This is a genomic window from Sphingomonas sp. BK036 (assembly GCF_004216825.1).
Lineage (GTDB): Bacteria > Pseudomonadota > Alphaproteobacteria > Sphingomonadales > Sphingomonadaceae > Sphingomonas.
In genome coordinates this window covers 502,276-525,818 of sequence record NZ_SGXR01000005.1, presented here as the reverse complement: position 1 = coordinate 525,818, position 23,543 = coordinate 502,276, and the positions used below count along the sequence as shown (strand labels likewise).

Here is a 23,543-nt window from a genome sequence, read left to right as displayed (position 1 = left end):
CGGGCGCGCATCGGCCCGGTGCACAAGCGCCCTACGCAAGCGGGGTGCGCCGCCGGAACCGGCGACACACCCCGCTTTTCGTTACCCTGGAGTCGCTTAGAAGGTGACGCGGCCACCGAGCGACAGCACGACTGCCGAGGCGTTGCGCAGCGCACCCGAGGTCAGGATGTTGGTTTGCGCCGCGGTGCCGACATAGGCCGCGGTGATGCGGTCGATCGTCGTGTTGGCGAAGTCGACATATTGCGCGCCAGCGTCGAGCGCGATGTGCGACGACAGCTGGTACGAGCCACCCGCTGCATAGGTCCAGCGATCGGCGTCGGGAACGCGTGCGTCGCGCGAGCCGTCCTGCGTCGGCGACTTGGTACGCTGCACGCCCGCGCGCACGGTGAGCTTGGGCGTGACGTCATAGTCGAAGCCGCCTGCGAGGCTCCAGCTGTCCATGTAGTTTTCGGGGATCGCGGTGTTGAGCGGCGCGCCGAGATCGATCGTGTCGAACTTGCTCCAGTTATACGCGACGACCTGCGCGTTGAGCGTCAGCTTGTCGGTGCCGCGGAACCGGCCCGCGACGATCACCTGGCCCGGCGTGTTGAACGCGGCCTTGGCGCCCGACACGGTGGTGTTCGACGATGCGAGCGGACCGACGAGGCCGCTGACGGTGAGATCGCCCTTCAGGTTATGCCGGATGCTCGACTTGTAGCTGATGCCGACGGTCGCGAAGTTGTTGTGCAGCTGGACGCCGGCGGTCCAGCCGAAGTCCCAGCCATCGCCCTTCAACTCCTGATGCCCATCCGGCAGTGCCGCGGACAGATTGGGGAGCGCGTTGTTGAGGATCGCGTCGGTATATTCGACGTTCAGCGCACCGCCGACGCGGAGCCAGTCGGTGACGACCACACCGATCGAAGGCTGGATGTCGATCGTGCGCAGCCGCGTCTTGTCCGCGCTGTAGCGTGCCCAGCTGTCGCCGTCATAGTTGGTCGTGAAGCTGAAGGGCGAGGTGACCGCGAGGCCGACCGCGATCCGGTCGGTCAGCGGATAGGCGATCGAACCCGACGGGACGACGCCCTTGTTGATCGGATCGCGCGAGTTCGACTGGCCGCTGATGCCGGTGCAGGCCTGGCCCGGGCGGCAGATCCGCGTGCCGGTGTCGACGACGTCGCCCTTGGGCAGGATCGCGGTCGCGCTCAGCGTCGCGCTGCCGTCGCGGATGCCGGCGATCGCCGCCGGGTTCCACCACAGCGAGTCGGGGCCGGTATCGGCACCTTCGCCCGAGAATGCACGGCCTGCGCCGCGCGCGGACTGCGCCTGAAGGTAGAAGGCGTCAGCATAGGCTGCGCTGGCGAAGCCGACGGTGCCGACGAGGGCGGAGGCGAGGAGAAGCGGTGCTTTGATACGCAGGGACATGAAGCAAACTCTGTACTGGAGATCGGGGGAACAGGCAGGGTGGTGGGGGCGTCTCAGCGCACGCGCGTCCAGGTCTGCGTCTTGCAGAGCGGGAAGAAGACGCAGCCGCGCAGCTTGAGCTGGTTCGCACCGAGCGGCGTGATCTTGCCGCTATAGGTCTTGCCGTCCTCGGCATTGTAGACCTGCCCGCTGCTCCAGACGCCGTCCTTGTCGGCCTTGAAGCCGCTCAGCATCTGCATGCCCTGGATCGGACGGTTGCGCAGCGCAGTGTTCGCGTTGTTCGCATCCTTCATCGCAGGATTGGCGCGCAGCGCGTCGGAGGTCAGGATCTTGCCGCAGATCGACGGGCCGCAGCGGGCAATCTCGACGATGGCGTTGTGGGTTTCGGTCTTCCAGCGACCGATCACTGTCTCCGCCGTAGCGGGCGCGCCGGCAAGCATGGCGGCGATCATCAACAGGGACATCTTCTCTCCTCTCCTAAAATTGTCGGTCCGCCGTATATGTACGGTCGTTAATCTCTCGTAAGGGGCGCGACGTTAGCGCGATCCCGTTGCCGTATACGGCAGTTATCGGTCCGCCCTAGTTTTGTACGAAGACAAGTCAAGTCTTCTTACTGATCTGGGTGTGTGAATTAGTGTTCACACAGCCCCGTCATGCCGGACTTGTTCCGGCATCCACCGTTCCACGTACTCGAAAGCGGCGGGTTTGCGGAACGGTGGACCCCGGAACACGTCCGGGGTGACGGAGAGGCGGTCAGTTCCGCAGCGGCTTGCCTGTCTGCAGCATGTGGACGACGCGGGCCTGGGTGCGCGGATCCTTCACGCTCGCCATGAACGCTGCGCGCTCGAGGTCGAGCAGCTGATCCTCGGTGACGGTGTCGACCAGATCGGCGTCGCCGCCTGTCAGCACCTCGGCGAGACGATCCGCGACGACGAGGTCGTACTCGGTCGCCATGCCCTTCTTGTGGAAGTCCGCGACCGCCATGTTCAGCCCCGTGCGGCCGCTTTCGCCGGCGAGGCGGAAGGTCGGCGCCTCGGGTGCGACATAGCCCTCGACGAGCGACAGCGCCTTGGCCTTGGCGTCCGCGAGCAACCGGTCGCGGTTCATCGTGATACCGTCGTCCTTGCGCAGGATCATCATCTCCTTCGCCTCCGCCGCCGACTTGGCGACCTGCGCGGTGGAGACCGCCTGGAACACCTTGGTTAGCACCGGCATCGGCCCGTTCGGCAGCGTCCGCGACTTGGTCCAGCGATCGAGCATCTCGCCATTGCCGCCCCAGCCGGGGACGAGCCCGACGCCGCATTCGACGAGCCCTGCATAGGTTTCGGCATGCGCCTGCACCGCGTCCGAATGGATCAGCACCTCGCATCCGCCGCCGAGCGCGAGGCCCGCGGGGGCGCTGACGACCGGGAAGGGCGCGTATTTGAGCGCCTTGTATGCCTGCTGCCCGCCTTTGACGCTGGCCTCAACCATGTCCCACAGGCCCGCCCCGACCGCGAACATCGCCGCGCCGAGATTTGCGCCCGCCGAGAAGTTCGACGCCTCATTATACACCACGAGCGCCTTGAAACGCTCGCGGACGACCGGGATCGCCTCGTTGATGAGCGCGACGACCTGATCGTCGAGCGCGTTCATCTTGGTGTGGAACTCGAGCGCGGCGACACCGTCGCCGACATCCCAGAGCGACGCCGACAGGTTCTGGAGGATCGGCTGCGACCGAAGCTTGATATCCTCGAGCAGTTCGACGCCGTCCGCGCGCGGCACGTCGGCATAGTCGCCGCCCGTCGTGAGATACTGGCGCTGGCCATCCTCGACGCGGTAGAACGGACGATCGCCCGCGGTCGTCAGGATTGCGGGAACGTCGCGGCCTTCGTCGGCGAGCCGCGCAGCGAGAACGCCCGGCCCCATCCGGTCGATCAGCTCGAACGGCCCGTATTTCCAGTTATAGCCGAGCTTCATCGCGTCATCGATCGCGACGACATCGTCCGCCGCCTCGCCCACAAGCATCGCCGCATAGGACAGCGTGTTGCCGAGGATCGTCCAGGCATAGGTGCCGATCTTGCCGGGCTCGGCGATCAGCGCGGCGAGATCCTTGCCCGTCTTGCCGGGCAGCTCCGCGGGCTTGGCCTCGGGCCGATACTCGCCGGTCGCGAGATCGAGCGACAGCTTGGTGCGAGTCGCCTTGTCGAAGCGGTAGAAGCCGCCCTTGCCCTTGCGGCCGGTGAAACCCTCGGCGATCATCTTGTCGACCAGCGGCAACTCGCGCACCGTGTCGAAATACGGATCGCCCGCGGGCAGCGTGGAGGAGAGGCTCTTCGACAGCAGCGGCATCAAGTCGACGCCGACGAGATCGACGAGGCCGAAGATCCCGGTCTTGGGCACGCCCATCGGACGGCCACCGATCTGGTCGGCCTCCTCGACGGTCAGCCCCTGGTCCATCGCTGCGTTGATCGCGATCGCCAGCCAATAGGTGCCGATGCGGTTGGCGATGAAGCCCGGCGTGTCCTTCGCGCGGACGATGCGCTTGCCCATGAAGCGATCGACGAAATCCTCGACCTTCTCGGCGACCGCGACGTCGGTGTGCGCGCCGCGAACGATCTCGACCAGCCGCATGTAGCGCGGCGGGTTGAAGAAATGGGTGATGAGGAAGTCGGCCTTGAACTGGTCCGTCCGCCCCTCGACCAGGTTGCCGAGCGGGATCGTCGAGGTGTTCGACGACACCGCGGTGCCCGGGCGCTTCAACGCCTCGAGCTTGGCGAAGAGCGCCTGCTTGATGTCGAGCCGCTCGACGATCGCCTCGACGATCCAGTCGCACTCGGCGACCCGGTCCAGATGATCGTCAATGTTACCCGTCTCGACCAGCTTGGCCGCGCGCTTCGACATGAAGGGCGCGGGGTCGGTCTTGAGCATCTTGGCGACCGCGCCCTTGGCGACCGCATCGCGATCGTCGCCGCCACGGGGGACGATGTCGAGGAGCAGCACCGGGATGCCGGCATTGGCGACCTGTGCCGCAATACCTGCACCCATGACGCCTGCGCCAATGACGCAGACCTTCTTCACCTGATCGACCATCATGCGCGCTCCAGCACCGTCGCGATGCCCTGACCGCCGCCGATGCACTGCGTCGCGAGCGCGTAGCGGCCGCCTTCGCGTGCGAGCAGCGCGGCGGCCTTGCCGACGATCCGCGCGCCGGTCGCGCCGAGCGGATGACCGATCGCGATCGCACCGCCATCGAGGTTGATCGTCTCGTCCTTCAGCCCGAGATCGCGGATGCAGGCGATCGCCTGGCTGGCGAACGCCTCGTTGATCTCGACCACGTCGAGGTCGGCGACGGTGATCCCGGCACGCTCGAGCGCCTTTTTCGACGCACCGATCGGGCCGAGCCCCATCGTCTCGGGCGCGCAACCCGACACGCCGATCGACTTGATCCGCGCGAGAATCGTCAGGCCATGCTTCTTGGCGAACTCCTCCGAGGTGACGAGCACCGCGGACGCGCCATCGGTCAGCGGCGACGACGTGCCGGCCGTCACCGAACCTTCCGCGCTGAACGCGGGCTTCAGGCCGGCGAGCGCTTCGGTCGTCGTGCCGGCGCGGATCGTGCCGTCCTGACTTACCGGGCCCGCCTTGGTCTGGATCGTCACGATCTCGTCGGACAGCCGGCCATCGGTGCGCGCCGCGGCGGCCTTGTCCTGGCTCTTCACCGCGAACGCGTCCTGCTCGGCGCGCGTGATCTGGTATTGGCGCGCGACGTTCTCGGCGGTTTCGCCCATGCCCATATAGGCGCCGGCGCTCTTCTTCGCGAGTGCGGGGTTGGGCAGGGGGTTGTAGCCGCCCATCGGCACGCGGCTCATCGACTCGAGTCCCGCGCAGATGAACGCCTCGCCCGCGCCGACCGCGATCTGGCCATAGGCGATGTGGATCGCGCTCATCGACGAGCCGCAGAACCGGTTGACCGTCATCCCGCCGACCGAGATCGGCAGGTCGGCGATCTGTGCGATCAGCTTGGCGACGTTGAGACCCTGCTCGCCCTCGGGGAAGGCGCAGCCGAGGATGATGTCCTCGATCTCGGCGGGATCGACGCCGGTCTTGTCGAGCAGGCCGCGAATCGTCTGTGCGGCGAGGTCGTCCGGACGGACGCGGGCGAGCTCGCCCTTGCCGGCGAGGTGGAACGGCGAACGGGCGTACCCGGCGATGACGACGTTGGTCACGAAGATCCTCTCATATTGCGGTCGACCCGGTTAACGCTTGCGGGTTACCCTTAAGGTGCGATACCTCACCTTTACGTCAAGGTGAAGCGGCCGACAATATGGCTTACGCACATCGAGTAAGGGAGAGCGAGATGCAGGACACTTCAGGTACCGCAGTCGGCATAGCGTTGCCGGGCCAGCCGCGGTTGCTGGGCGACATGCTCGACAGCTCGGTCCGCCGGTTCGGGTCGCGCAACGTTCTTGACTTCATGGGCCGCACGCTGACCTATGCCGAGCTCGGCCAGTCGGTCGACCGCGCCGCGCGGGGCCTTCAGGATCTCGGCGTCGTCAAGGGTACGCGGGTCGCGCTCTGCCTGCCCAACACGCCCTATTATCCGATCCTGTTCTTCGCGATCCTCAAGGCCGGCGGCATCGTCGTCAACGTCAACCCGCTCTATGTCGAGCGCGAGCTGGCGCATCTGCTCGAGGATTCGGGCGCGACGATCATCGCCACCTGCGACATTACCGAGATCCATGCGCGCGTGCTGAAGGTCGCCGGGCAGATGGGCGTGAAGCACGTCATCACCTGCCCGATCGCCGGCGCGCTACCGACGCTGAAGTCGATCGCCTACCGGATCTTCAAGCGCGCCGAGATCGCCCACGCCCCCAGCGACGCGCGCCATTGCACGTTCGACTCGCTGTTGAAGGCGAAGGGCGCGCCGGTGCCGGTCGAGGTCGCCCCGAACGACGTCGCTGTGCTGCAATATACCGGCGGCACGACCGGCGAGCCTAAAGCGGCGATGCTCAGCCATGCGAACCTGGTCGCCAACGCCGATGCGATGGTGGTGTTCGTCGGTGGTGAGCAGCCGCACCAGGACCGCGTGCTCGGCGCGTTGCCGCTGTTCCACGTCTTTGCGCTGACGACGGTGCTGACCTATTCGATCCGGACCGGCGCGGAGATGATCCTGCTGCCGCGCTTCGAATTGCAGCAGCTGCTCAAGACGATCGCGCGGACCAAACCGAGCTATTTCCCCGCGGTGCCGACGATCTATGCCGCGATCACCACCGCGGCGGATACGCAGTCCATCGACCTGTCCTCGATCCACGCCTGCATATCGGGCGGCGCGCCGCTGCCCGCCGAGGTTCGCACCGCATTCGAGGCGGCGACCGGCGCCAAACTCGTCGAGGGCTACGGTCTGTCCGAGGCTTCGCCGATCATCACCTGCAACCCGATCGGGGGAATAAACAAGCCGGGCTCGGCGGGCCTGCCGTTTCCGGGCACGACGATCGAGATTCGCGACCGCGAGGATCCGTCCCGGGTGCTGCCGATCGGCGAGAATGGCGAAATCTGCGCACGCGGCCCCCAGATTACGCAAGGCTATTGGCACAAGCCCGCCGCGACCGCCGACCTGTTCGTCGACGGCGCGCTGCGCACCGGCGACGTCGGCCATCTCGACGCGGACGGCTATCTGTTCATCGTCGACCGGATCAAGGACCTGATCCTGTGCGGCGGCTACAACGTCTATCCGCGCGTGATCGAGGAGGCGCTGTACGAACACCCCGCCGTGCTGGAGGCGGTGGTCATCGGCGTGCCCGACACATATCGTGGGCAAGCACCCAAAGCCTTCGTCGTGCTGGCCGAAGGAGCGGCGGCTACCCCGCTCGAACTGCGTGATTTTTTGCGTGACAAGATCAGCAAGATCGAGCTTCCCCGCGAGGTGGAAATCCGCGACACTCTGCCCAAGACGCTGATCGGCAAGCTCTCCAAAAAGGAACTTGTCGCAGAAGAGGCCGCCAAGGCAGCAGCGTCGGAGGCGAGGGGAGTGGACGCGTGAACGACCGACAGGACGATCTTACCGGGATACAGGAGGTTTCGCGCATGCTCGGCGTGAGCGCGCGCACGCTCAGATTCTATGAGGACAAGGGGCTGATCGAGCCGTGCCGGATCGGCACGACGCGTGTCTACACGCGGCGCGAAGTGGCGCGGATGCAGCTGATCCTGCGCGGCAAAAGGCTGGGGTTCACGCTGCGCGACATCGAGGAGTTCCTCGACCTGTACGACGCCGATCCGCAGCATGTCGAACAGATGCGCGCGCTGGCGGAACGTTGCCGCCAGCGGATCGACCTTCTGGATGCGCAACGCGAGGCGATCGTCCAGACGCGCGACGAGCTGGAGAAGATCGAGCAGGAGGCGCTCGCGCGGATTCCGGACGGGGCGGTCTAGGACCTTAGAAGCGCTACCCCGCCGAGAGTTGCACCACCCCGGCGGAGGCCGGGGCCCAGTTGGAAAGGTTGCAGTAACACCGCGCTGCGCTCAGTTGGCGACGTCCCCCAACTGGACCCCGGCCTTCGCCGGGGTGGTGAGGGGTGAGGGGGGCGCCAATCCTCCCCCGCCAGGGGGAGGTGGCTGGCTCTTGCCAGACGGAGGGGGAAGTCAGCGACGACCGCCGTTTCGTGTCCTCCCCCTCCGTCGCCAACCTCGCACTCCCTGGCGGGGGAGGATTGCAGCGTGGCTTAAAGCCCCACCACGCCGCCATCGTTCTTCGTGATCACGATCGTCGCCGAGCGTGGCCGCGAGGGCGTCGTCACCGTGCCCGCCTGGTTCGCCGGCCAGCTGCTGGTGATGTTGGTCGGGCCGCCATTCTCGCCCGGATGCTGGATGTTGACGAACAGCGACCGCCCGTCCGGTGTCGTGTGGATGCCGGTGATCTCGCACTCCTTCGGCCCGACCAGGAAGCGGCGCAGCGCCGCCCCCGGCGTCTTGCCGATCCGCGTGGTCACCGAGCCGGTCGCCGCACCGATCGTGTTGGTCACCGTCCGCGTTCCGCCATCGTTGACGCTTCCCGGCACCGAGGCGAGCAGCATGCAGTTGGTGACGTCGGTATAGGCGCCGTCGTCGGTCTCGATCCACATCACCGGCGCGATCGTGCCCGAGGCGTTGCTCGGCAGGCCGAACCACAGACCGTCGGGCGACGAGAAGTCGTTGGTCGCATCGAGACCCGACAGGTTGATGTTGGTCGCATCCAGATCGGACCCTGCGCCGAACGCATAGATGTCCCAGGCGAAGGTTGTTGCCTCGGACGTGTCGCCGGTCTCGCGCAGGCGGATGATATGCCCGTTGGCGTTGCCGGTGGTCTGCCCGCCGGTGGTCTTGGGATCGACATAGGCGCGCGGGTTGGGCGCATCCGTGGTCGCCACGGTACGCGACGAGTTGTTGGTGAGCGTGCAGTACATCTCGCCGGTCGCGGGGTTGACCGCGGTCCACTCCGGCCGATCCATCCGCGTCGCACCCAGCGCATCCGCGGCAAGGCGCGTGTTGATCAGCACGTCGACCTGGCTGGCGAACGGATAGGCCGCATTGGCGGAGGTGAGGGGGCCCTGACCGAACACCAGCGGCAGCCACTGGCCGCTACCGTCCGCTGCGAACTTCGCGACGTAAAGCGTTCCCGTATCGAGATACTTGTCGCCGATCGCGAGACGGTTCGCCGCGGCGGCATCCGCCGTCGCCCAGGGCGTCGCCGACACGAATTTGTAGATATACTCGTTCTGCGCATCGTCGCCCATGTAGAAGGCGGGCTTCACGCCAGCGATCGTCCGGCCGATCTGGCACCCCTCATGGTTCATGCGGCCCAGCGCGGTCCGCTTGCGAGGCGTCGAGGCGGCGTCGAACGGATCGATCTCGACCACCCAGCCATATTGGAAGATCTCGTTGCGGAAGTCGCCCGTGCCATCGGCGGGTGCGCCGGCCTGTGCGGTGATGTTCCAGCGCGAATAGAGCGTGCTGGTAGTGTCCGCCGGCGTCACCGTCGACCAGCCATAATTGCCGCCGGTGTTGCTCTCGGTCTTGCCGTAGCGCGTCAGCGACGTGTTGGCCTTCACGCCGACCGCGCCGGTTGCCGCGCGCCGCGCCGCGTCGCCGACTTCGCGCTTGAAATAGCCGACCCAGTTCTCTTCGTTCGTCAGATACGTGTTCCAAGGCATTGTGCCGTTTGCACAATTGTTGATCGTGCCGCGCCCCGTGGTCGCATCGGGCGAATAGCGCGTCTTGAGGCTGTCGGCACCGCGGACGGGGCCCGAGAAGCTCATCGGCGTCAGCGGGGTGATCCGGCGGTTGAACGACGAGGTCGGCGCATAGGCCCAGCTCGCTGAGCGGTTGACCTCGATGACCGACACGCCGTGGCATTCCATTTCCTTGAGCGCCTCGGCCTCGGGGCGCACGCCGCCGGTCGAGGTGGCGCCGTTCGGATGGAGATAGGCCTGCGTGATATTCTCGTGGTTGAGGACGAGCAGACCGCGCGCGTTGCCGTTGGCGTCGGGCGTGCCCGTAGCGGACATGCCGAAATAGCTCATGCCGTCATGGTGATCGCCCGCGCGCTTGGAGAAGGTCGTGTCGGTACCATCATTGGTATAGGCGCCGACTCCGCTGCCGATCGGATCACCCAGCCGGTACAGGACGGTGACGGCATATCCGGTAGGGACCGCAACGACATCGGCGAGGCTCTTGGCAACTGCCGTGAAGCCGAGCGATGCCGCGCCGACCGTCACGCTCGTGGTCGCGGTTACCGAACCGCCGGCCGATACCGCCGTGAACAGGAAGCTCAGCACGGTGCCGGCCGCCGCGCCCGGGACGATGAAGGTTGCCGTCGACGTGTTCGCACCGGCGAGAGTCACCGTCGGTCCAGCAGTCTGGGTCCAGTTCACGCTGTCGACCTGGCCGATCGCCGCACCGGTCAGCGTCGCGACGCGACCGGCGGACGAGCTGCCGCCCGCGGTCGCGGTTGCGGTCACGGGATCCGAGCCGCCGTCATTGTCGTCGTCGCACCCGGTGAGCAGCATCCCGCCGAACACCGCCGCCGCGGTGGCCGACATGCCGCCCATCAGCGTCTGGCGCCGCGAGTAGCGGACGTCGATCAGGTCGTTCAGATGCGGGTTGCTGGTCGGATTGGTGTCGATATCGCCGTCGGTATAGATGGTCTCGAACGTCATGCTTGGTCCCCCCGGGGATGGTTGCGCGGTATGTAACGACTGCGTGGAAGTCAGAATTTCGCGCCCAGCTCGACGCCGTAGAAGCGCGGCTCGCCGGCGATGTACGTTGGGATGCCGAAGCTGCCGCCGGTGTTGCCCGCGTCGATCAGGTAGCGCTTGTTGGTCGCGTTGCGGACGAAGCCACCGACGTTGTACTTGCCCGCCGCAAATTCGAGGCCGGCGCGCAGGTTGAAGAGCGTGAAGCCGCGCTGGCTGATCGCCTCGCTGTTCGGGATCTCGAAGAAGACCTTCGACTTATAGGTCACCGTTGGCGTGGCGTAGACGGTCGCGCCACCGACCGGCACGCGCAGCAACGCCCCGGCGGATGCCGTGAATTTGGGCTGGAGGCGGAAGCGGCTGCCGCCATAATTGCCGTTGGTATCGGTATCGCTGATCTTGCTGTCGATATAGCTGAACGTGCCGAAGAACGACAAAACGGGTGCGAGCTTCAGATTACCCTCGAGTTCGACACCGACATTCTTGGCAGATCCGGCGCTGAGCGTGACGGCGGGCACGGTCTGCGTGGTGACCTGGAAGCTGTCATATGTCTGGTAGAACACCGAAGCCGCGCCGCTAAAGGGTCCGGCCCGGCCCTTGATGCCGCCCTCGTAGTTCCAGACATTCTCCGGATCGATGATCGACAAATTGGGCCCGACGCCAAACGCCGTGTTCTGCGCGGACAGCTGGACGACCGGCGACCGGCGGCCCTTGCTGACGGTCGCGTAGAGGTTGACGTCATCGTTCAATTTCAGGAGCGCGTTGAAGCGCGGCAGGATCGCGGTGAAGCTCCTTTTCGCGACGAACTTGTTGCCATTGGTGTTGGCGGTCCCGAGCAGGCTCGTCCGGATGTTAAGCGACGCGAGGATCACCGAGTTGGGCTGGACCGAGGAATAGCCCGACTGGCGATCCTCGATCAGGATGCGCGCGCCTGCGGTCAGTTCGAGTGCCGGGACCGGAATATAGGTCGCGTCGGCGAACACCGAATAGGCGTCGTTGTTGCCGTAGTTCGTGAACTCCGAGGTGTAGGGTATTGACGTTGCACGCCCGCCCGTCAGCACGGAGGTTGCGCGGGTCGCGGGGATCGTGCCGTTGGCCGCGACGCAGCCCGTTCCGGTCGGAATGCCGGCGCCGTTGAGCGCGGTGCGGATCGGGGCATAGGCAGCGGCAACCGAGCAGGCGAGATACGTGCCTTCCTCGGTCGCGAACGGTACGCGCTGGAAGCCGTTCTCGAAGAACGCGTTCCAGCCGACCGAGGCGCGGTATTTCGGGCCTTCGAAGGCGAAGCGGCTTTCATGGCTCCACTGGTCGCCCTTGGCGTCTTCGGCGAACTCGAGATACGCTGCGGGGCCGCCATCCGCGTCGAAGATCTCGAGCGCGTCGAACCGGCGATAGCCGTTGACCGTGGTGAAGGTGATGCCCGGCGACAGGTCCGCCGCGATCGTCAGGTTCGCGTCATAGACGTTGCGGTCGAGCCCGAGCTTGCGCGCGCCGAGCGCGGCCTCGCTATACGGCGAGCCCGAAAGCTCGGCATAGCCATAGTCGCCGGTCTGGCCACCGGTCGGGGCATGCGCACGGCTCTTGAACGCGGTGCCGGGGTTGCGCTGGCCGTCATAGGTGAGGACGAGATCGGCGGTGATGCTGTCACTGGGCGTGAAGCGCAGCGAACCGCGCACGCCGCGCTGATCCTGCCCGTTCAGATCGTCCTGGTCGACGCCGCCCTGATTCTGGTTCGGGACGTTCGCGTCGCCCGCGATGTTGCGGACATAGCCCTTGCGATACTTGTACGCGAAGGCGAGCCGCCCGGAGAGGATGTCGTTGCCCGCATTGAGGAACCCCGACACCTGCGTCCGGTCGAAATTGCCATAGGAGGCATCGAGCCCGCCCGAGAAGCCCGGCTGCGGCTTGTTCGAGATGAGGCTGACTGCGCCGACCGCGGCGGCGGTACCGAACAGCGTTGCCTGCGGGCCCTTCACGACTTCGATCCGCTCGAGATCGTACAGATCCTGCCACGCGCCGCGCGACCGGCTGATGTCGATGCCGTTATAGTAGAGGGTGACGCGCGCGCCCTGCTGTGACGAGCCATTGTCCGAGGTGATGCCGCGGATCACGAAGCCGGGATTGTTCGCGCTCTGCTCCTGCACCTGCAGGCCGGGGATGAACGCGGCGACCTCGTCGAGTTCGGAGACGCCGATCGCGGCCATGCGTGCGCCGGTCAGCGCGGTGACGGTGACCGGTACATCGGCGATCCGCTGTTCGCGCTTCTGTGCGGTAACGATGATGTCGTCGCTTGCCGTGCCGGCTTGCTGCTCCGCCTGCGCGAGTGCTGCCGTCGAGCAGGTCGTGGCGAGCGCCGTCAGCGCCAGCCGCGTAAAGATGTGTGTCATGAAGTCCCCCCGTGTCGTTGGGGAGCCACTAGGCGGCCGACGTGACGTTTCGATGGCGTAATAATGAAAGCAAGATGACTGTTGCGTAACGGCGGTGTCACATCGCTGCCACCGCGCTGTCTTCGACCGCGGCTAGCAGGCGCTCACACCGCTCAAGAAAGCCTCAGCCGATGACGATCAACCGCCGCGACGCCTTGAAGAATGCCCTGAAGCTGGCCGGATCGGGTGCCACGCTCGCGCTGCCCGCCGTCGCCACTCAGGCGGCGGACGCGGTCAGGAGCCGCTTCGACCACGGCGTCGCGAGTGGCGATCCTTCGGTCGACGGGGCGATCCTGTGGACGCGTGCAACCCCCGCCGACCTCGCGCAGTCCGGCGACATCGCGCTGACGTGGCACGTTGCCGAGACCGAGGGCGGCAAGCCGGTTCGGTCCGGCAGCGTCAAGGCGCGGGCTGCACGCGACTTCACCGCGAAGGTCGAGGCGAGCGGGCTGCAGCCGGGCCGCGAGTATCGCTACTGGTTCGACGCCGCCGACGGGACGCGCTCGCCGGTCGGCCGGTTCAGGACGCTGCCCAAGGGGAAGGTCGCCGACGTCGTGATGGCGGTGGTCTCGTGCCAGCTCTACGCGGGCGGGCTGTTCAACGCCTATGATGCGATCGCCAAGCTCGACCGGCTCGACGCGGTGCTTCACCTCGGCGACTATATCTATGAATATGGCGTCGACGGCTATGGCGCGGACATCGCCAAGAAGATCGGCCGCTTCGTCGAGCCGCGCCACGAGATCGTCAGCCTCGCCGACTACCGGATGCGCCATGCGCAGGTGAAGCGCGACGTCGATATGCAGGCCGCGCATGCTCGCGCCGCGTTCATCTGCGTGTGGGACGATCACGAGGTCGCCAATGACGACTGGATGCACGGCGCCGAAAACCACGATCCCAAGACCGAGGGCGATTGGGAGGCGCGCAAGGCCGCGGCGATGCAGGCCTATTTCGAATGGATGCCGATCCGCGATCCCAAGCCCGGCCAGCCCTGGGCGGCGATCAACCGTAGCTTCGATTTCGGCGACCTCGCGACGCTGGTGATGGTCGAGACGCGGCTGCTGGCGCGCAGCCATCAGGTCGTGTCGAAGGGCGAGGAGATCACGCCCGCCGAATATGCCTCGATGATGGCCGAACGCGCGCGACCCGAGCGCGAACTGCTCGGGCCCGCGCAGCTGGCCTGGGTCGAGAAGACGGTGGCGAGCTCGGTTGCGGCGGGCAGGCCGTGGCAGGTGCTCGGCAACCAGGTGGTGATGGCGAAGGTCGCGGGACCCGACATGGAGCGACAGCTCGGTGCGGCGAAATTTGCCGAGACGATGGCCAAACTGCCGACGATCTGGCGCGAGCGGCTGACCGCTAGCATCGCGTCGTACCGCGCAGGGCTGCCGTTCGGGTTCGACAGCTGGGATGGCTATCCGCCCGCTCGCGAGCGGCTGTACGCCGCGTTCCAGCGCGCCAAATCGCGCCCGATCGTGCTGTCGGGCGACAGCCATGCGGCATGGGCGAACGATCTGCACGATGCATCCGGCAAGTTGGTCGCCGCGGAATTCGGCTGCACCGCGATCACGAGCCCGTCCTATGGCTCGCTGCTGCCCGGTATCGGCACGCTCATCGCCGACGCCAATGCGGGCGAAGTCCGCTTCTGCGATCAGGACGGCAAGGGGTTCACGCTGCTGACGCTGACACCGGAGCACGCGACGGCTGATTCGATCACCGTCTCGACGGTGATGACGAAGCCGTACACGCAGGCCACTGCAGCCCGCTTCCGCACACACGCCGATCGCCGCGATCAGCCGCTGGAAAAGATTGCCTGAAGCATGGCGGGCGCGTCGACGGCCTTGGCCGGGAATGCGCCCAATCGGGCCCACGATAGGCGCCGCGTGATCTAAAGCTCGGGGAAGATCGGGGGGCTCGGAACCCCCCGAAAAATCGGCAATGGTCGGGGCGATAGGATTCGAACCTACGACCCCTGGACCCCGAGACCAGTGCGCTACCAGACTGCGCCACGCCCCGACAACATTGCCGGTGAGCCCCCTAGCCGCGACGCGGGTGGCGATCAAGACAATTATGGACTGTCACCATGATCTATCGCCCGCGCGACGTCGCTGCTAGGAGCGCGGCATGACTCCGCTCGACCGCATCCGCAATTTTTCCATCATCGCCCATATCGACCATGGCAAGTCGACGCTTGCCGATCGGCTGATCCAGCAGACCGGCGGCCTGACCGCGCGCGAAATGTCCGAGCAGGTGCTCGACAACATGGACATCGAGAAGGAGCGCGGGATCACGATCAAGGCGCAGACCGTCCGGCTTGCGTACAAGGCCAAGGACGGGCTCGACTACGTCCTCAACCTGATGGACACGCCGGGGCATGTCGACTTCGCCTATGAGGTGAGTCGCAGCCTCGCCGCGTGCGAGGGCGCGCTGCTGGTGGTTGACGCGGCGCAGGGCGTCGAGGCGCAGACCTTGGCCAACGTCTACCAGTCGATCGAGCATGACCACGAGATCGTGCCCGTCATCAACAAGATCGATCTTCCAGCCGCCGAACCCGAAAAGGTCCGCAAGGAAATCGAGGACGTGATCGGCATCGACGCGTCCGGCGCGGTGCTCGCGTCGGCGAAGTCGGGGATCGGCATCGAGGACATCCTCGAGGCGATCGTCACGAAGATCCCGCCGCCCAAGGGCGACCCCGAGGCACCGCTGAAGGCGATGCTGGTCGACAGCTGGTATGATCCGTATCTCGGCGTCGTCATCCTCGTCCGCGTGATCGACGGCGTCCTGAAGAAGGGCCAGCAGATCAAGTTCATGCAGACCGGCACGATGCATCTGGTCGACCGGGTCGGCTGTTTCCGCCCCAAGATCGAGCAGCTGACCGAGCTCGGCACGGGCGAGATGGGCTTCATCACCGCGCAGATCAAAGAGGTCGCGCAGACCCGCGTCGGCGACACGATCACCGATGCCAAGCGGCCTGCGCTCGAGGCGTTGGCGGGCTTCAAGGAAGTCCAGCCGGTGGTGTTCTGCGGGATGTTCCCGGTCGATGCCGCCGAGTTCGAGAAGCTGCGCGAGTCGATCTCCAAGCTGCGGCTGAACGATGCGAGCTTCTCGTTCGAGATGGAGACGTCGGCGGCGTTGGGCTTCGGCTTCCGCTGCGGGTTCCTGGGGCTGCTGCACCTAGAGATCATCCAGGAGCGCCTGACGCGCGAATATGACCTCGACCTGATCACGACCGCGCCGTCGGTGGTGTACGAGATCGAGCTGACCCACCCCGATCCCGCGGGCACGACGCATATCGAGTTGCACAACCCCGCCGACATGCCCGAGCCCAACAAGATCGCGACGATCAGCGAGCCGTGGATCGAGGCGACGATCTACGTCCCCGACGAATATCTCGGCAGCGTATTGAAGCTGTGCCAGGATCGCCGCGGCATCCAGAAGAACCTGACCTATGTCGGCGGCCGCGCGCAGGCGACCTACGAACTGCCGCTCAACGAAGTCGTGTTCGATTTCTACGATCGGCTGAAATCGATGTCGAAGGGCTATGCCAGCTTCGATTATCACCAGATCGGCTACCGCGAGGGCGACCTCGTCAAGATGGGGATCCTGGTCAATGAGGAGCCGGTCGACGCACTCAGCATGATCGTCCACCGCGGCACCGCCGAAGTGCGCGGTCGCGGGATGGTCGAGCGGCTGAAGGACCTGATCCCGCGCCATCTGTTCAAGATTCCGATCCAGGCGGCGATCGGCGGCAAGGTGATTGCGCGCGAGACGATCAGCGCGATGCGCAAGGACGTGACCGCGAAATGCTATGGCGGCGATGCGAGCCGCAAGAAGAAGCTCCTCGAAAAGCAGAAGAAGGGGAAGCTCAAGATGCGCGAATACGGCTCGGTCAGCATCCCGCAGGAGGCGTTCATCGCCGCGCTGCGCATGGGCGACGACGCGTAGGCGCCCAAGGCTAAACGGCATGCCGCTTAGCCGCGGTCAGCGCCAAGCCGGACGGCCACCGGCCGAGCTAGTCCTCGGCCGTGTCGTCCGACGACGCGGCTTTGCCGCAGCGCTCCTATGGGAGCGATTGAAACGGACAATCCTCCCCCGCCAAGGGGGGGGGGGCAGGCGTTAGCCTGACGGAGGGGGAGGTAAGCGATTACTTCTTCCCCGTGTCCTCCCCCTCCGTCACCTTCGGCGATACCTCCCCCTGGCGGGGGAGGATTATCTGAACCCGCGCGTGCTGGCATTCGTGCAAGTTCCGCTGCCCATCCACAGCCGTCACCCCAGCGAACGCTGGGGTATTCCCGGGGCGCGCGTCCGGCTCGAACCGGGAGATACCAGCTTTCGCTGGCATGACGGAGAAGGGTTCCGCTTCGTCGCCATCGGTAAAAATATCGCACCATTTTGCAAACCTGTGCTCGCCCGGCCAGGCCACCCTCCAACTGTCATCATACCAACACAATCCCCGCCTAACCGCCGGCCCGGGGAGTGAGCGTCGCAAGGCGTCTTCGTGCCGTCCGGGGAGGGCAGCCGACGACAATCTGCGACGTTGTATTTTGGGATGTGCGGCCGCTCGTCAGGGACGGCGCCGCACGATTGGGGAATATCATCTTGAAGATTTCGGTCGTTAAGTCGGCGCTGATGCTCGGCGTCGCGTTTGGTTCGGTTGTGGCTGGCTCGGCCGCGTTCGCGCAGGCGGCCCCCGTTCAGGAGCAGGCCGCGCCGGAGGAAGGGCTGGGCGACATCGTCGTCACCGCCGAGCGTCGTTCGGAAAACCTGCAGAAGGTGCCGCTGTCGGTCGGCGTCGCGTCGGGCGATGCGTTGCGCACCTTTACCGCAGGCGGCGACGACACGCTCCTCGCGCTGTCGGGCCGCGTCCCCGGGCTGTACGTCGAGTCGACGACCGGCCGCATCTTTCCGCGCTTCTACATCCGCGGCCTTGGCAACGTCGATTTCTACCTCGGCGCATCGCAGCCGGTCACGATCATCCAGGACGACGTGATCCTCGAGCATGTCGTGCTGAAGTCGAACCCGGTGTTCGACGTCCGCCAGGTCGAAGTGCTGCGCGGTCCGCAGGGGTCGCTGTTCGGGCGCAACACCACCGCCGGCATCATCAAGTTCGATACGAACAAGCCGACCAACGACTTCGAGAGCCGCGCCTCGGCCTCGGTCGGGTCGTATAACAGCGTCAGCCTCGACGCCGGTGTCGGCGGCCCGCTGATCAAGGACCTCCTGTCGATCCGCCTGTCGACTCTGATCCAGCACCGCGAGAACTATGTCGACAACGCGTTTGCGGGCACCAGCCAGGACAGCACGGCCACGCCGCGCAAGGACGCGATGGGCGGCTTCGACGATCGCAACGTCCGCCTCCAGCTCGCGCTGACGCCGGGCAACGCGTTCTCGCTCGACCTGTCGGGCCATGCGCGCTGGTATGACGGCACCTCGACGCTGTTCCACCGCGGCGCGCTCAAGAAGGGCTCGAACGACGTCTCGGCCGAGCCGCGCAACACCGTGTCGCTCGACGAAGGCAACGACAACCCGCAGAGCTACACCACCTATGGCGGCTCGGTCCGTGCGACCTACGACTTCGGTCCGGCCGCGCTGACCTCGATCACCGCGTATGAGACGACGTCGGGCTTCAGCCGCGGCGATACCGATGGTGGGGCGGGTGCGAACTTCCCCGTGCGCGGGGTCGCCAACGGCTTTGGCCAGTCGCAGGGCCAGATCCGCGATCTCGACCAGTGGTCGCAGGAAGTGCGGGTCGCGGGCACGCCCAGCGGGCGCTTCAACTGGCAGGTCGGCGGCCTGTATTTTGACAACCGCGACATCACCGACTTCTATCAGCGGACGTTCTTCCTGACGACCGCCGCGCGCAACCCGAACAACTGGGTGCGCCTGCACGACGTCAACACCTCGTGGTCGGGTTTCGGTCAGGTCAGCTATGAACTGGTCGACAAGCTGACGCTGACGCTCGGCGGCCGCATCACCGAAGACAAGAAGCGCACGCAGCTGCTGAAGACGGTGCAGAATGTCGCCGGTGTCAGCCAGTATCCGGCGAACTTCCGTCGCGACGTGACGCTCAAGGCGACCAAGCCGAGCTGGGATGCGAGCCTGCTATACCAGGCAAACCCGGACGTCAGCGTCTACACGCGCATTGCGCAGGGCTTCCGCGGACCGACGATCCAGGGGCGTTCGGCGGTGTTCAACTCCGACTTCTCGACCGCGAAGTCCGAAACGATCCTGTCGGGCGAGGCGGGCGTGAAGAGCCGGCTGTTCGACAACACGCTGACGCTGAACGCGACGGTGTTCGCTTATCGCGTCAACGACATCCAGCTCAACGGCAACGACGTCAACGGCAACGGAATCCTGTTCAACGGCAACAAGGCCGACGCGTACGGCATGGAAGCCGAGGCGAACTGGAAGCCGGTGCCCAACCTGACGCTCGGCGCGGGGCTCAGCCTGTTGCACAGCGAGATCCGCGACAAGACGACCGAAGTGCAGATCTGCGCGCTCAACAACGCCGTGGTGTGCACCCCCTCGGCGGCGGTTCGCCCAGTCCCGGGCGCGTTCGGGACGACCTATCTGGTGAAGATCAACGGCGAGCCGTTGCCGAACGCACCGGAATATAATGTCGACCTGACCGCGCGCTACGACCAGCCGCTGGGCAATGGTGGTCGCGCGTTCATCGCGGGCGACTTCAACATCCAGGGCTATACGCAGTTCGTGCTGTACAAGACCAAGGAGTTCACCGCGAACGGCAACTTCGAGGGCGGCCTGAAGATCGGCTATGCCGCGCCCGACGACGCGTATGAGCTGTCGGTGTTCGCGCGCAACATCACGAACGAGAAGAACCTCAAGGGCGTGATCGAGAACTATATGGCCGCGGTGTTCAACGAGCCGCGGATCATCGGCGTGTCGCTGAGCGGCAAGTTCCGCTGATCGACCGATGCGTCCCCCTCCCGACCACGGGAGGGGGACGCATGATTACATCTGTGTGACGCATTTTTAAGGAGCGCGGCGGATAACCGTGTCGTAGCGACGGCAAATACTGCTTTGCCGTTCCCCTTTCGCCGGTTGATACTCTGCCCATGTCGCTCCATCCTGTCTTCTACGATGCCAGCGGGCGCCGACGTCGGCGCTTCACCTTCGGCGTTGCGGCGTTCGTCGCGTTGCTGCTGCTGTCGATCGCCGTGTTCGCGGTGTCGATCGGCGCGGTGCCGACCGCGCCGCTGCTGCCGATCGAGCCGGAGCATCCCGCGCTCCACAAGCTGCCCGCACCGCGCGGCGGCATCCTGCGCGAGACGCGCCGCGACCTGAATTATTACGCCAAGCAGCTGTTCGGGACGAGCGCGGCCAAGCCCGGCGTCGGCAACGGTGCCAACCCGCAGCTCGCGATCGCCTTCCACGCGCCATGGGACGAGGCGAGCACCGCCAGTCTCGCGCGGCATGTCGAGCAGCTCGACTGGCTGATTCCCGGCTGGGTCTCGATTACCGGCAAGGATCACCGGATCACAGTGTTCCGCGACCAGGCGGGGCGCGACATTCTCAACAAGGCGGTCCACCGCCCGATGATCCTGCCGATGGTGCAGAATGCGGTCGATGGAAACTGGGACGGCGCGGGCAGTGCGGCGCTGTTCGCCGACCCGAAGGCGCGTTCGGCGTTCCTCGACAAGCTCGTCCCGTTCCTCGCCGCGAACCATGCCGGCGGCGTGTTCTACGATTTCGAGGATCTGCCGGCCGGTGCGCAGCCCAACTACCGGGCGTTCCTGGCGGAGACGCGGGCGCGGTTCGCGCCGCGCGGCTGGGTGGTGGCGATCGCCGCGCCGGTCGCCAATCCCGACTGGAGCCTGCCGGCCTACGCCAAGGTCACCGACAAGATCTTCCTGATGGCGTATGACGAGCACGAGACGAGCGGCGCCTCCGGTCCGATCGCGTCGCAGCGCTGGTTCGCGCGGATGGTCGCCGATGCCGCGCGCGGGATCCCGCCGTCGAAGCTCGTCGTCGCGATCGGCTCCTACGCCTATGACTGGCACGCCGGCGCCGATGCGGGCAATGGCGACGCGCTCGATGTCGAGGAAGCGTGGCAGAACGCCGCCGATTCGGGCACGATGCCGACCTTCGACAAGGCCAGCGGGAACAGCAGCTTCGCCTATTCCGAAGGCGGCGTGCAGCACCAGGTCTGGCTGCTCGATGCGGCATCCGCGTACAACCAGATCGCGTTCCTGCAAAAGGCTGGCCTCGGCAGCGTCGCCTTGTGGCGTCTCGGCTCGGAGGATCCCGGGCTCTGGTCGATCTGGGGCCGCGATCACCGCAAGCTGCCGGTTCCCGATTCGATCGACGCGATGCCCGCGGGCACTAATGTCGATATCGAGGGCAGCGGCGAGATCCTGAAGATCGCCGCTGAACCCGTCACCGGCATCCGCGACGCGGTCCCCGCCAAGGACGGCACGATCGCCGACGTCAACTTCACGCGGATGCCGTCGCCTTATGTCGTGGTGCGGACCGGCTATCGCCCCAAACAACTCGCGCTGACGTTCGACGACGGGCCCGATCCCGAATGGACGCCGCAGATCCTGGACGTGCTCAAGCGCGAGCATGCGCCGGCCACCTTCTTCGTGATCGGCGAGAATGCGCTGACCGAGCGGCCGCTACTCGAACGGATGGTCGCCGAGGGCCACGAGATCGGCAGCCACACCTATACGCATCCCAACCTTGCCAACGTATCGACACGGCAGGTGAAGTACGAGCTCAACGCGACGCAGCGGCTGTTCCAGGCGTTCACCGGCCGCTCGCTGCGGTTGTTCCGGGCGCCTTATTTCGGCGATGCCGAGCCGAGCACCGCGGACGAAATCCTGCCCGCGCTCGAAGCGCAGCAGCGCGGCTATATCTCGGTCGGCCTCCACGTCGATCCCGACGACTGGAAGCGGCCAGGCGTCCAGGCGATCATCGACCGGACGATCGCCGGCGTCGAAGAGGGCAACCCCGAGCGCAGCGGCAACGTCATCCTGCTCCACGACGCCGGCGGCAACCGTGCCGAGACCGTTGCGGCGCTGCCGGTGATCATCGAGCGGCTGCGCGCGATGGGCTACAGCTTCGTGCCGGTCTCGACGCTGGCGGGGCTGTCGCGCAACCAGTCGATGCCGGTGATCTCGTCGAGCGACCGCGTCGCGGCGGTCGCCGATCTCGCGCTGTTCAGCACGCTTGGCGGTATCGTCGTCGCGCTGCGCTGGATCTTCGGGATCGCGATCACGATCGGCATCATCCGCGCGCTGGCACTCTCCGCGCTCGCGTTGATTCAGGCACGGCGCGAGTTGAAGACGGTGTTCCCGGCGATCGATCCGTCGCGGTTCGTCACGGTGATGATCCCCGCATTCAACGAGGAGCGCGTGATCGTCCGCGCGGTCCAGGGCGTGCTCGCATCGACCGACGTCGCGATCGAGGTGATCGTGATCGATGACGGTTCGAGCGATGGCACCAGCCGCGTCGTATCAGACGCGTTCGCGGGCGACGACCGCGTCCGCCTGTTGACGCTCGAGAACGGGGGCAAGGCGCGCGCGCTCAATCGCGGGCTCGAACTCGCGCGCGGCGAGATCGTGATCGCGCTCGACGCCGATACGCAGTTCGAACCGATGACGATCGCGCGTCTGGCACGGTGGTTCGTCGATCCCAAGCTCGGCGCGGTCGCGGGCAATGCGAAGGTCGGCAACCGCGTCAACCTGATCACCAAATGGCAGGCGCTCGAATATATCACCGCGCAGAATCTCGAACGCCGCGCGCTGGCCCGTCTCAACGCGATGACGGTCGTCCCGGGCGCGGTCGGCGCGTGGCGGCTGGAGGCGATCCGCAGCGTCGGCGGCTATCCCGACGATACGCTCGCCGAGGACCAGGATCTGACGATCGCGATCCAGCGCCACGGCTGGACGGTGCAATACGACCAGTTTGCGATCGCCTGGACCGAGGCGCCCGAGACGATGCGCGCGCTGGCGAAGCAGCGCTTCCGCTGGGCGTTCGGGACGTTGCAGTGCCTGTACAAGCACCGCTCGGCGATCGGCAGTTCGCAGCCGCGCGGGCTTGGCTGGGTCGGGTTGCCACAGGCGATCGTGTTCCAGATCATCCTCGCGTCGATTTCGCCGATCATCGATCTCGCGCTGCTGGTCAGCTTCGCGTCGACTTATCTCGCGGTGCAGGCGCATGGCTGGGAGCAGACCAGCCACGACGTCTATACGATGCTGGCTTACTGGCTGATCTTCACCGCGATCGACCTGCTCGCCGCGACGATCGCATTTGCCTTGGAGCGCAAGGAACGCTGGCGGTTGCTGTGGCTGCTGATCCCGCAACGGATCGGCTATCGCCAGGTGATGTATTACGTCGTCCTCAAGGCGATCGCGCAGGCGTTACGGGGGCCGCTCGTCGGCTGGGGCAAGCTGGCGCGGACGGGACGCGTCACCGCGAACTGAGCGCGCAACATATCGCACCGACTGGCGTTATGGTCCTGCGCTATATATCGGTATGCGCGAGGTTCGAG

At 66.0% G+C, this 23,543-nt stretch carries 12 protein-coding genes and 1 tRNA gene; 6 read left to right on the top strand and 7 right to left on the bottom strand.

All coding sequences use genetic code 11. The annotated features are described in order from the left end of the window. Positions 1-96: 96 nt before the first annotated feature. From EV283_RS12460 to EV283_RS12445, 4 genes are all read right to left on the bottom strand, one after another. A complete protein-coding gene (locus tag EV283_RS12460) occupies positions 97-1,401 on the bottom strand; it encodes an outer membrane protein transport protein (RefSeq protein WP_130325764.1) in 1,305 nt (434 codons plus the stop codon). A gap of 53 nt (positions 1,402-1,454) precedes the next feature. Continuing rightward, positions 1,455-1,865, bottom strand: coding sequence for a DUF2147 domain-containing protein (locus tag EV283_RS12455; protein ID WP_130325762.1), 411 nt, complete (start codon positions 1,863-1,865; stop codon positions 1,455-1,457). A 289-nt stretch (positions 1,866-2,154) separates the two neighbouring features. Further along, the gene (locus EV283_RS12450) at positions 2,155-4,473 is read right to left on the bottom strand and encodes a 3-hydroxyacyl-CoA dehydrogenase/enoyl-CoA hydratase family protein (RefSeq protein WP_130326131.1); all 2,319 of its coding nucleotides are present in this window, start codon (positions 4,471-4,473) and stop codon (positions 2,155-2,157) included. Beyond that, positions 4,473-5,609 carry a thiolase family protein gene (locus EV283_RS12445; RefSeq protein ID WP_130325760.1) on the bottom strand — a complete coding sequence of 379 codons (1,137 nt, stop codon included), beginning with the start codon at positions 5,607-5,609 and terminating at the stop codon, positions 4,473-4,475. The genes EV283_RS12450 and EV283_RS12445 overlap by 1 nt, the downstream gene beginning before the upstream one ends. Before the next feature lie 131 nt (positions 5,610-5,740). Between EV283_RS12445 and EV283_RS12440 the strand changes: the two genes are divergently transcribed. Both EV283_RS12440 and EV283_RS12435 read left to right on the top strand, forming a co-directional pair. Further along, positions 5,741-7,423, top strand: a complete 1,683-nt coding sequence (locus tag EV283_RS12440; RefSeq protein WP_242615943.1) for a long-chain fatty acid--CoA ligase — start codon at positions 5,741-5,743, stop codon at positions 7,421-7,423. Continuing rightward, positions 7,420-7,812, top strand: coding sequence for a MerR family DNA-binding transcriptional regulator (locus EV283_RS12435; protein WP_056415358.1), 393 nt, complete (start codon positions 7,420-7,422; stop codon positions 7,810-7,812). Before EV283_RS12440 ends, EV283_RS12435 begins: the two co-directional genes overlap by 4 nt. 290 nt (positions 7,813-8,102) lie before the next feature. On the opposite strand, the gene EV283_RS12430 is transcribed toward EV283_RS12435, so the two are convergent. Together EV283_RS12430 and EV283_RS12425 are read right to left on the bottom strand one after the other, a co-directional pair. Further along, complete coding sequence (locus EV283_RS12430; RefSeq protein ID WP_130325758.1) at positions 8,103-10,574, bottom strand: PhoX family phosphatase; 2,472 nt, start codon at positions 10,572-10,574, stop codon at positions 8,103-8,105. A gap of 50 nt (positions 10,575-10,624) precedes the next feature. Then, the gene (locus EV283_RS12425; protein WP_130325756.1) at positions 10,625-12,997 is read right to left on the bottom strand and encodes a TonB-dependent receptor; all 2,373 of its coding nucleotides are present in this window, start codon (positions 12,995-12,997) and stop codon (positions 10,625-10,627) included. A 170-nt stretch (positions 12,998-13,167) separates the two neighbouring features. Here EV283_RS12425 and EV283_RS12420 point away from each other — a divergent pair, with 170 nt between their 5' ends. Beyond that, positions 13,168-14,847, top strand: coding sequence for an alkaline phosphatase D family protein (locus EV283_RS12420; protein WP_130325754.1), 1,680 nt, complete (start codon positions 13,168-13,170; stop codon positions 14,845-14,847). A gap of 122 nt (positions 14,848-14,969) precedes the next feature. On the opposite strand, the gene EV283_RS12415 is transcribed toward EV283_RS12420, so the two are convergent. Next, a tRNA-Pro gene (locus EV283_RS12415) sits at positions 14,970-15,046 on the bottom strand. Positions 15,047-15,154: 108 nt separating this feature from the next. Here EV283_RS12415 and lepA point away from each other — a divergent pair. The 3 genes from lepA (at position 15,155) to EV283_RS12400 (ending at position 23,475) form a co-directional block, all read left to right on the top strand. Beyond that, the gene (lepA, locus tag EV283_RS12410) at positions 15,155-16,975 is read left to right on the top strand and encodes a translation elongation factor 4 (RefSeq protein WP_055877500.1); all 1,821 of its coding nucleotides are present in this window, start codon (positions 15,155-15,157) and stop codon (positions 16,973-16,975) included. A 684-nt stretch (positions 16,976-17,659) separates the two neighbouring features. Next, positions 17,660-19,957, top strand: coding sequence for a TonB-dependent receptor (locus tag EV283_RS12405; protein WP_130326127.1), 2,298 nt, complete (start codon positions 17,660-17,662; stop codon positions 19,955-19,957). 149 nt (positions 19,958-20,106) lie between these two features. Next, entirely contained in the window at positions 20,107-23,475 is a 3,369-nt protein-coding gene (locus EV283_RS12400) for a polysaccharide deacetylase family protein (protein ID WP_130325752.1), read from the top strand. Positions 23,476-23,543: the final 68 nt, after the last annotated feature.

Coding starts and splice junctions, on each gene's coding strand:
- EV283_RS12400 (WP_130325752.1), top strand. CDS start 20,107: ATGTCGCTCCATCCTGTCTTCTACGATGCCAGCGGGCGCCGACGTCGG.
- EV283_RS12455 (WP_130325762.1), bottom strand. CDS start 1,865: ATGTCCCTGTTGATGATCGCCGCCATGCTTGCCGGCGCGCCCGCTACG.
- EV283_RS12405 (WP_130326127.1), top strand. CDS start 17,660: ATGCTCGGCGTCGCGTTTGGTTCGGTTGTGGCTGGCTCGGCCGCGTTC.
- EV283_RS12430 (WP_130325758.1), bottom strand. CDS start 10,574: ATGACGTTCGAGACCATCTATACCGACGGCGATATCGACACCAATCCG.
- EV283_RS12440 (WP_242615943.1), top strand. CDS start 5,741: ATGCAGGACACTTCAGGTACCGCAGTCGGCATAGCGTTGCCGGGCCAG.
- EV283_RS12460 (WP_130325764.1), bottom strand. CDS start 1,401: ATGTCCCTGCGTATCAAAGCACCGCTTCTCCTCGCCTCCGCCCTCGTC.
- EV283_RS12425 (WP_130325756.1), bottom strand. CDS start 12,997: ATGACACACATCTTTACGCGGCTGGCGCTGACGGCGCTCGCCACGACC.
- EV283_RS12450 (WP_130326131.1), bottom strand. CDS start 4,473: ATGGTCGATCAGGTGAAGAAGGTCTGCGTCATTGGCGCAGGCGTCATG.
- lepA (WP_055877500.1), top strand. CDS start 15,155: ATGACTCCGCTCGACCGCATCCGCAATTTTTCCATCATCGCCCATATC.
- EV283_RS12420 (WP_130325754.1), top strand. CDS start 13,168: ATGACGATCAACCGCCGCGACGCCTTGAAGAATGCCCTGAAGCTGGCC.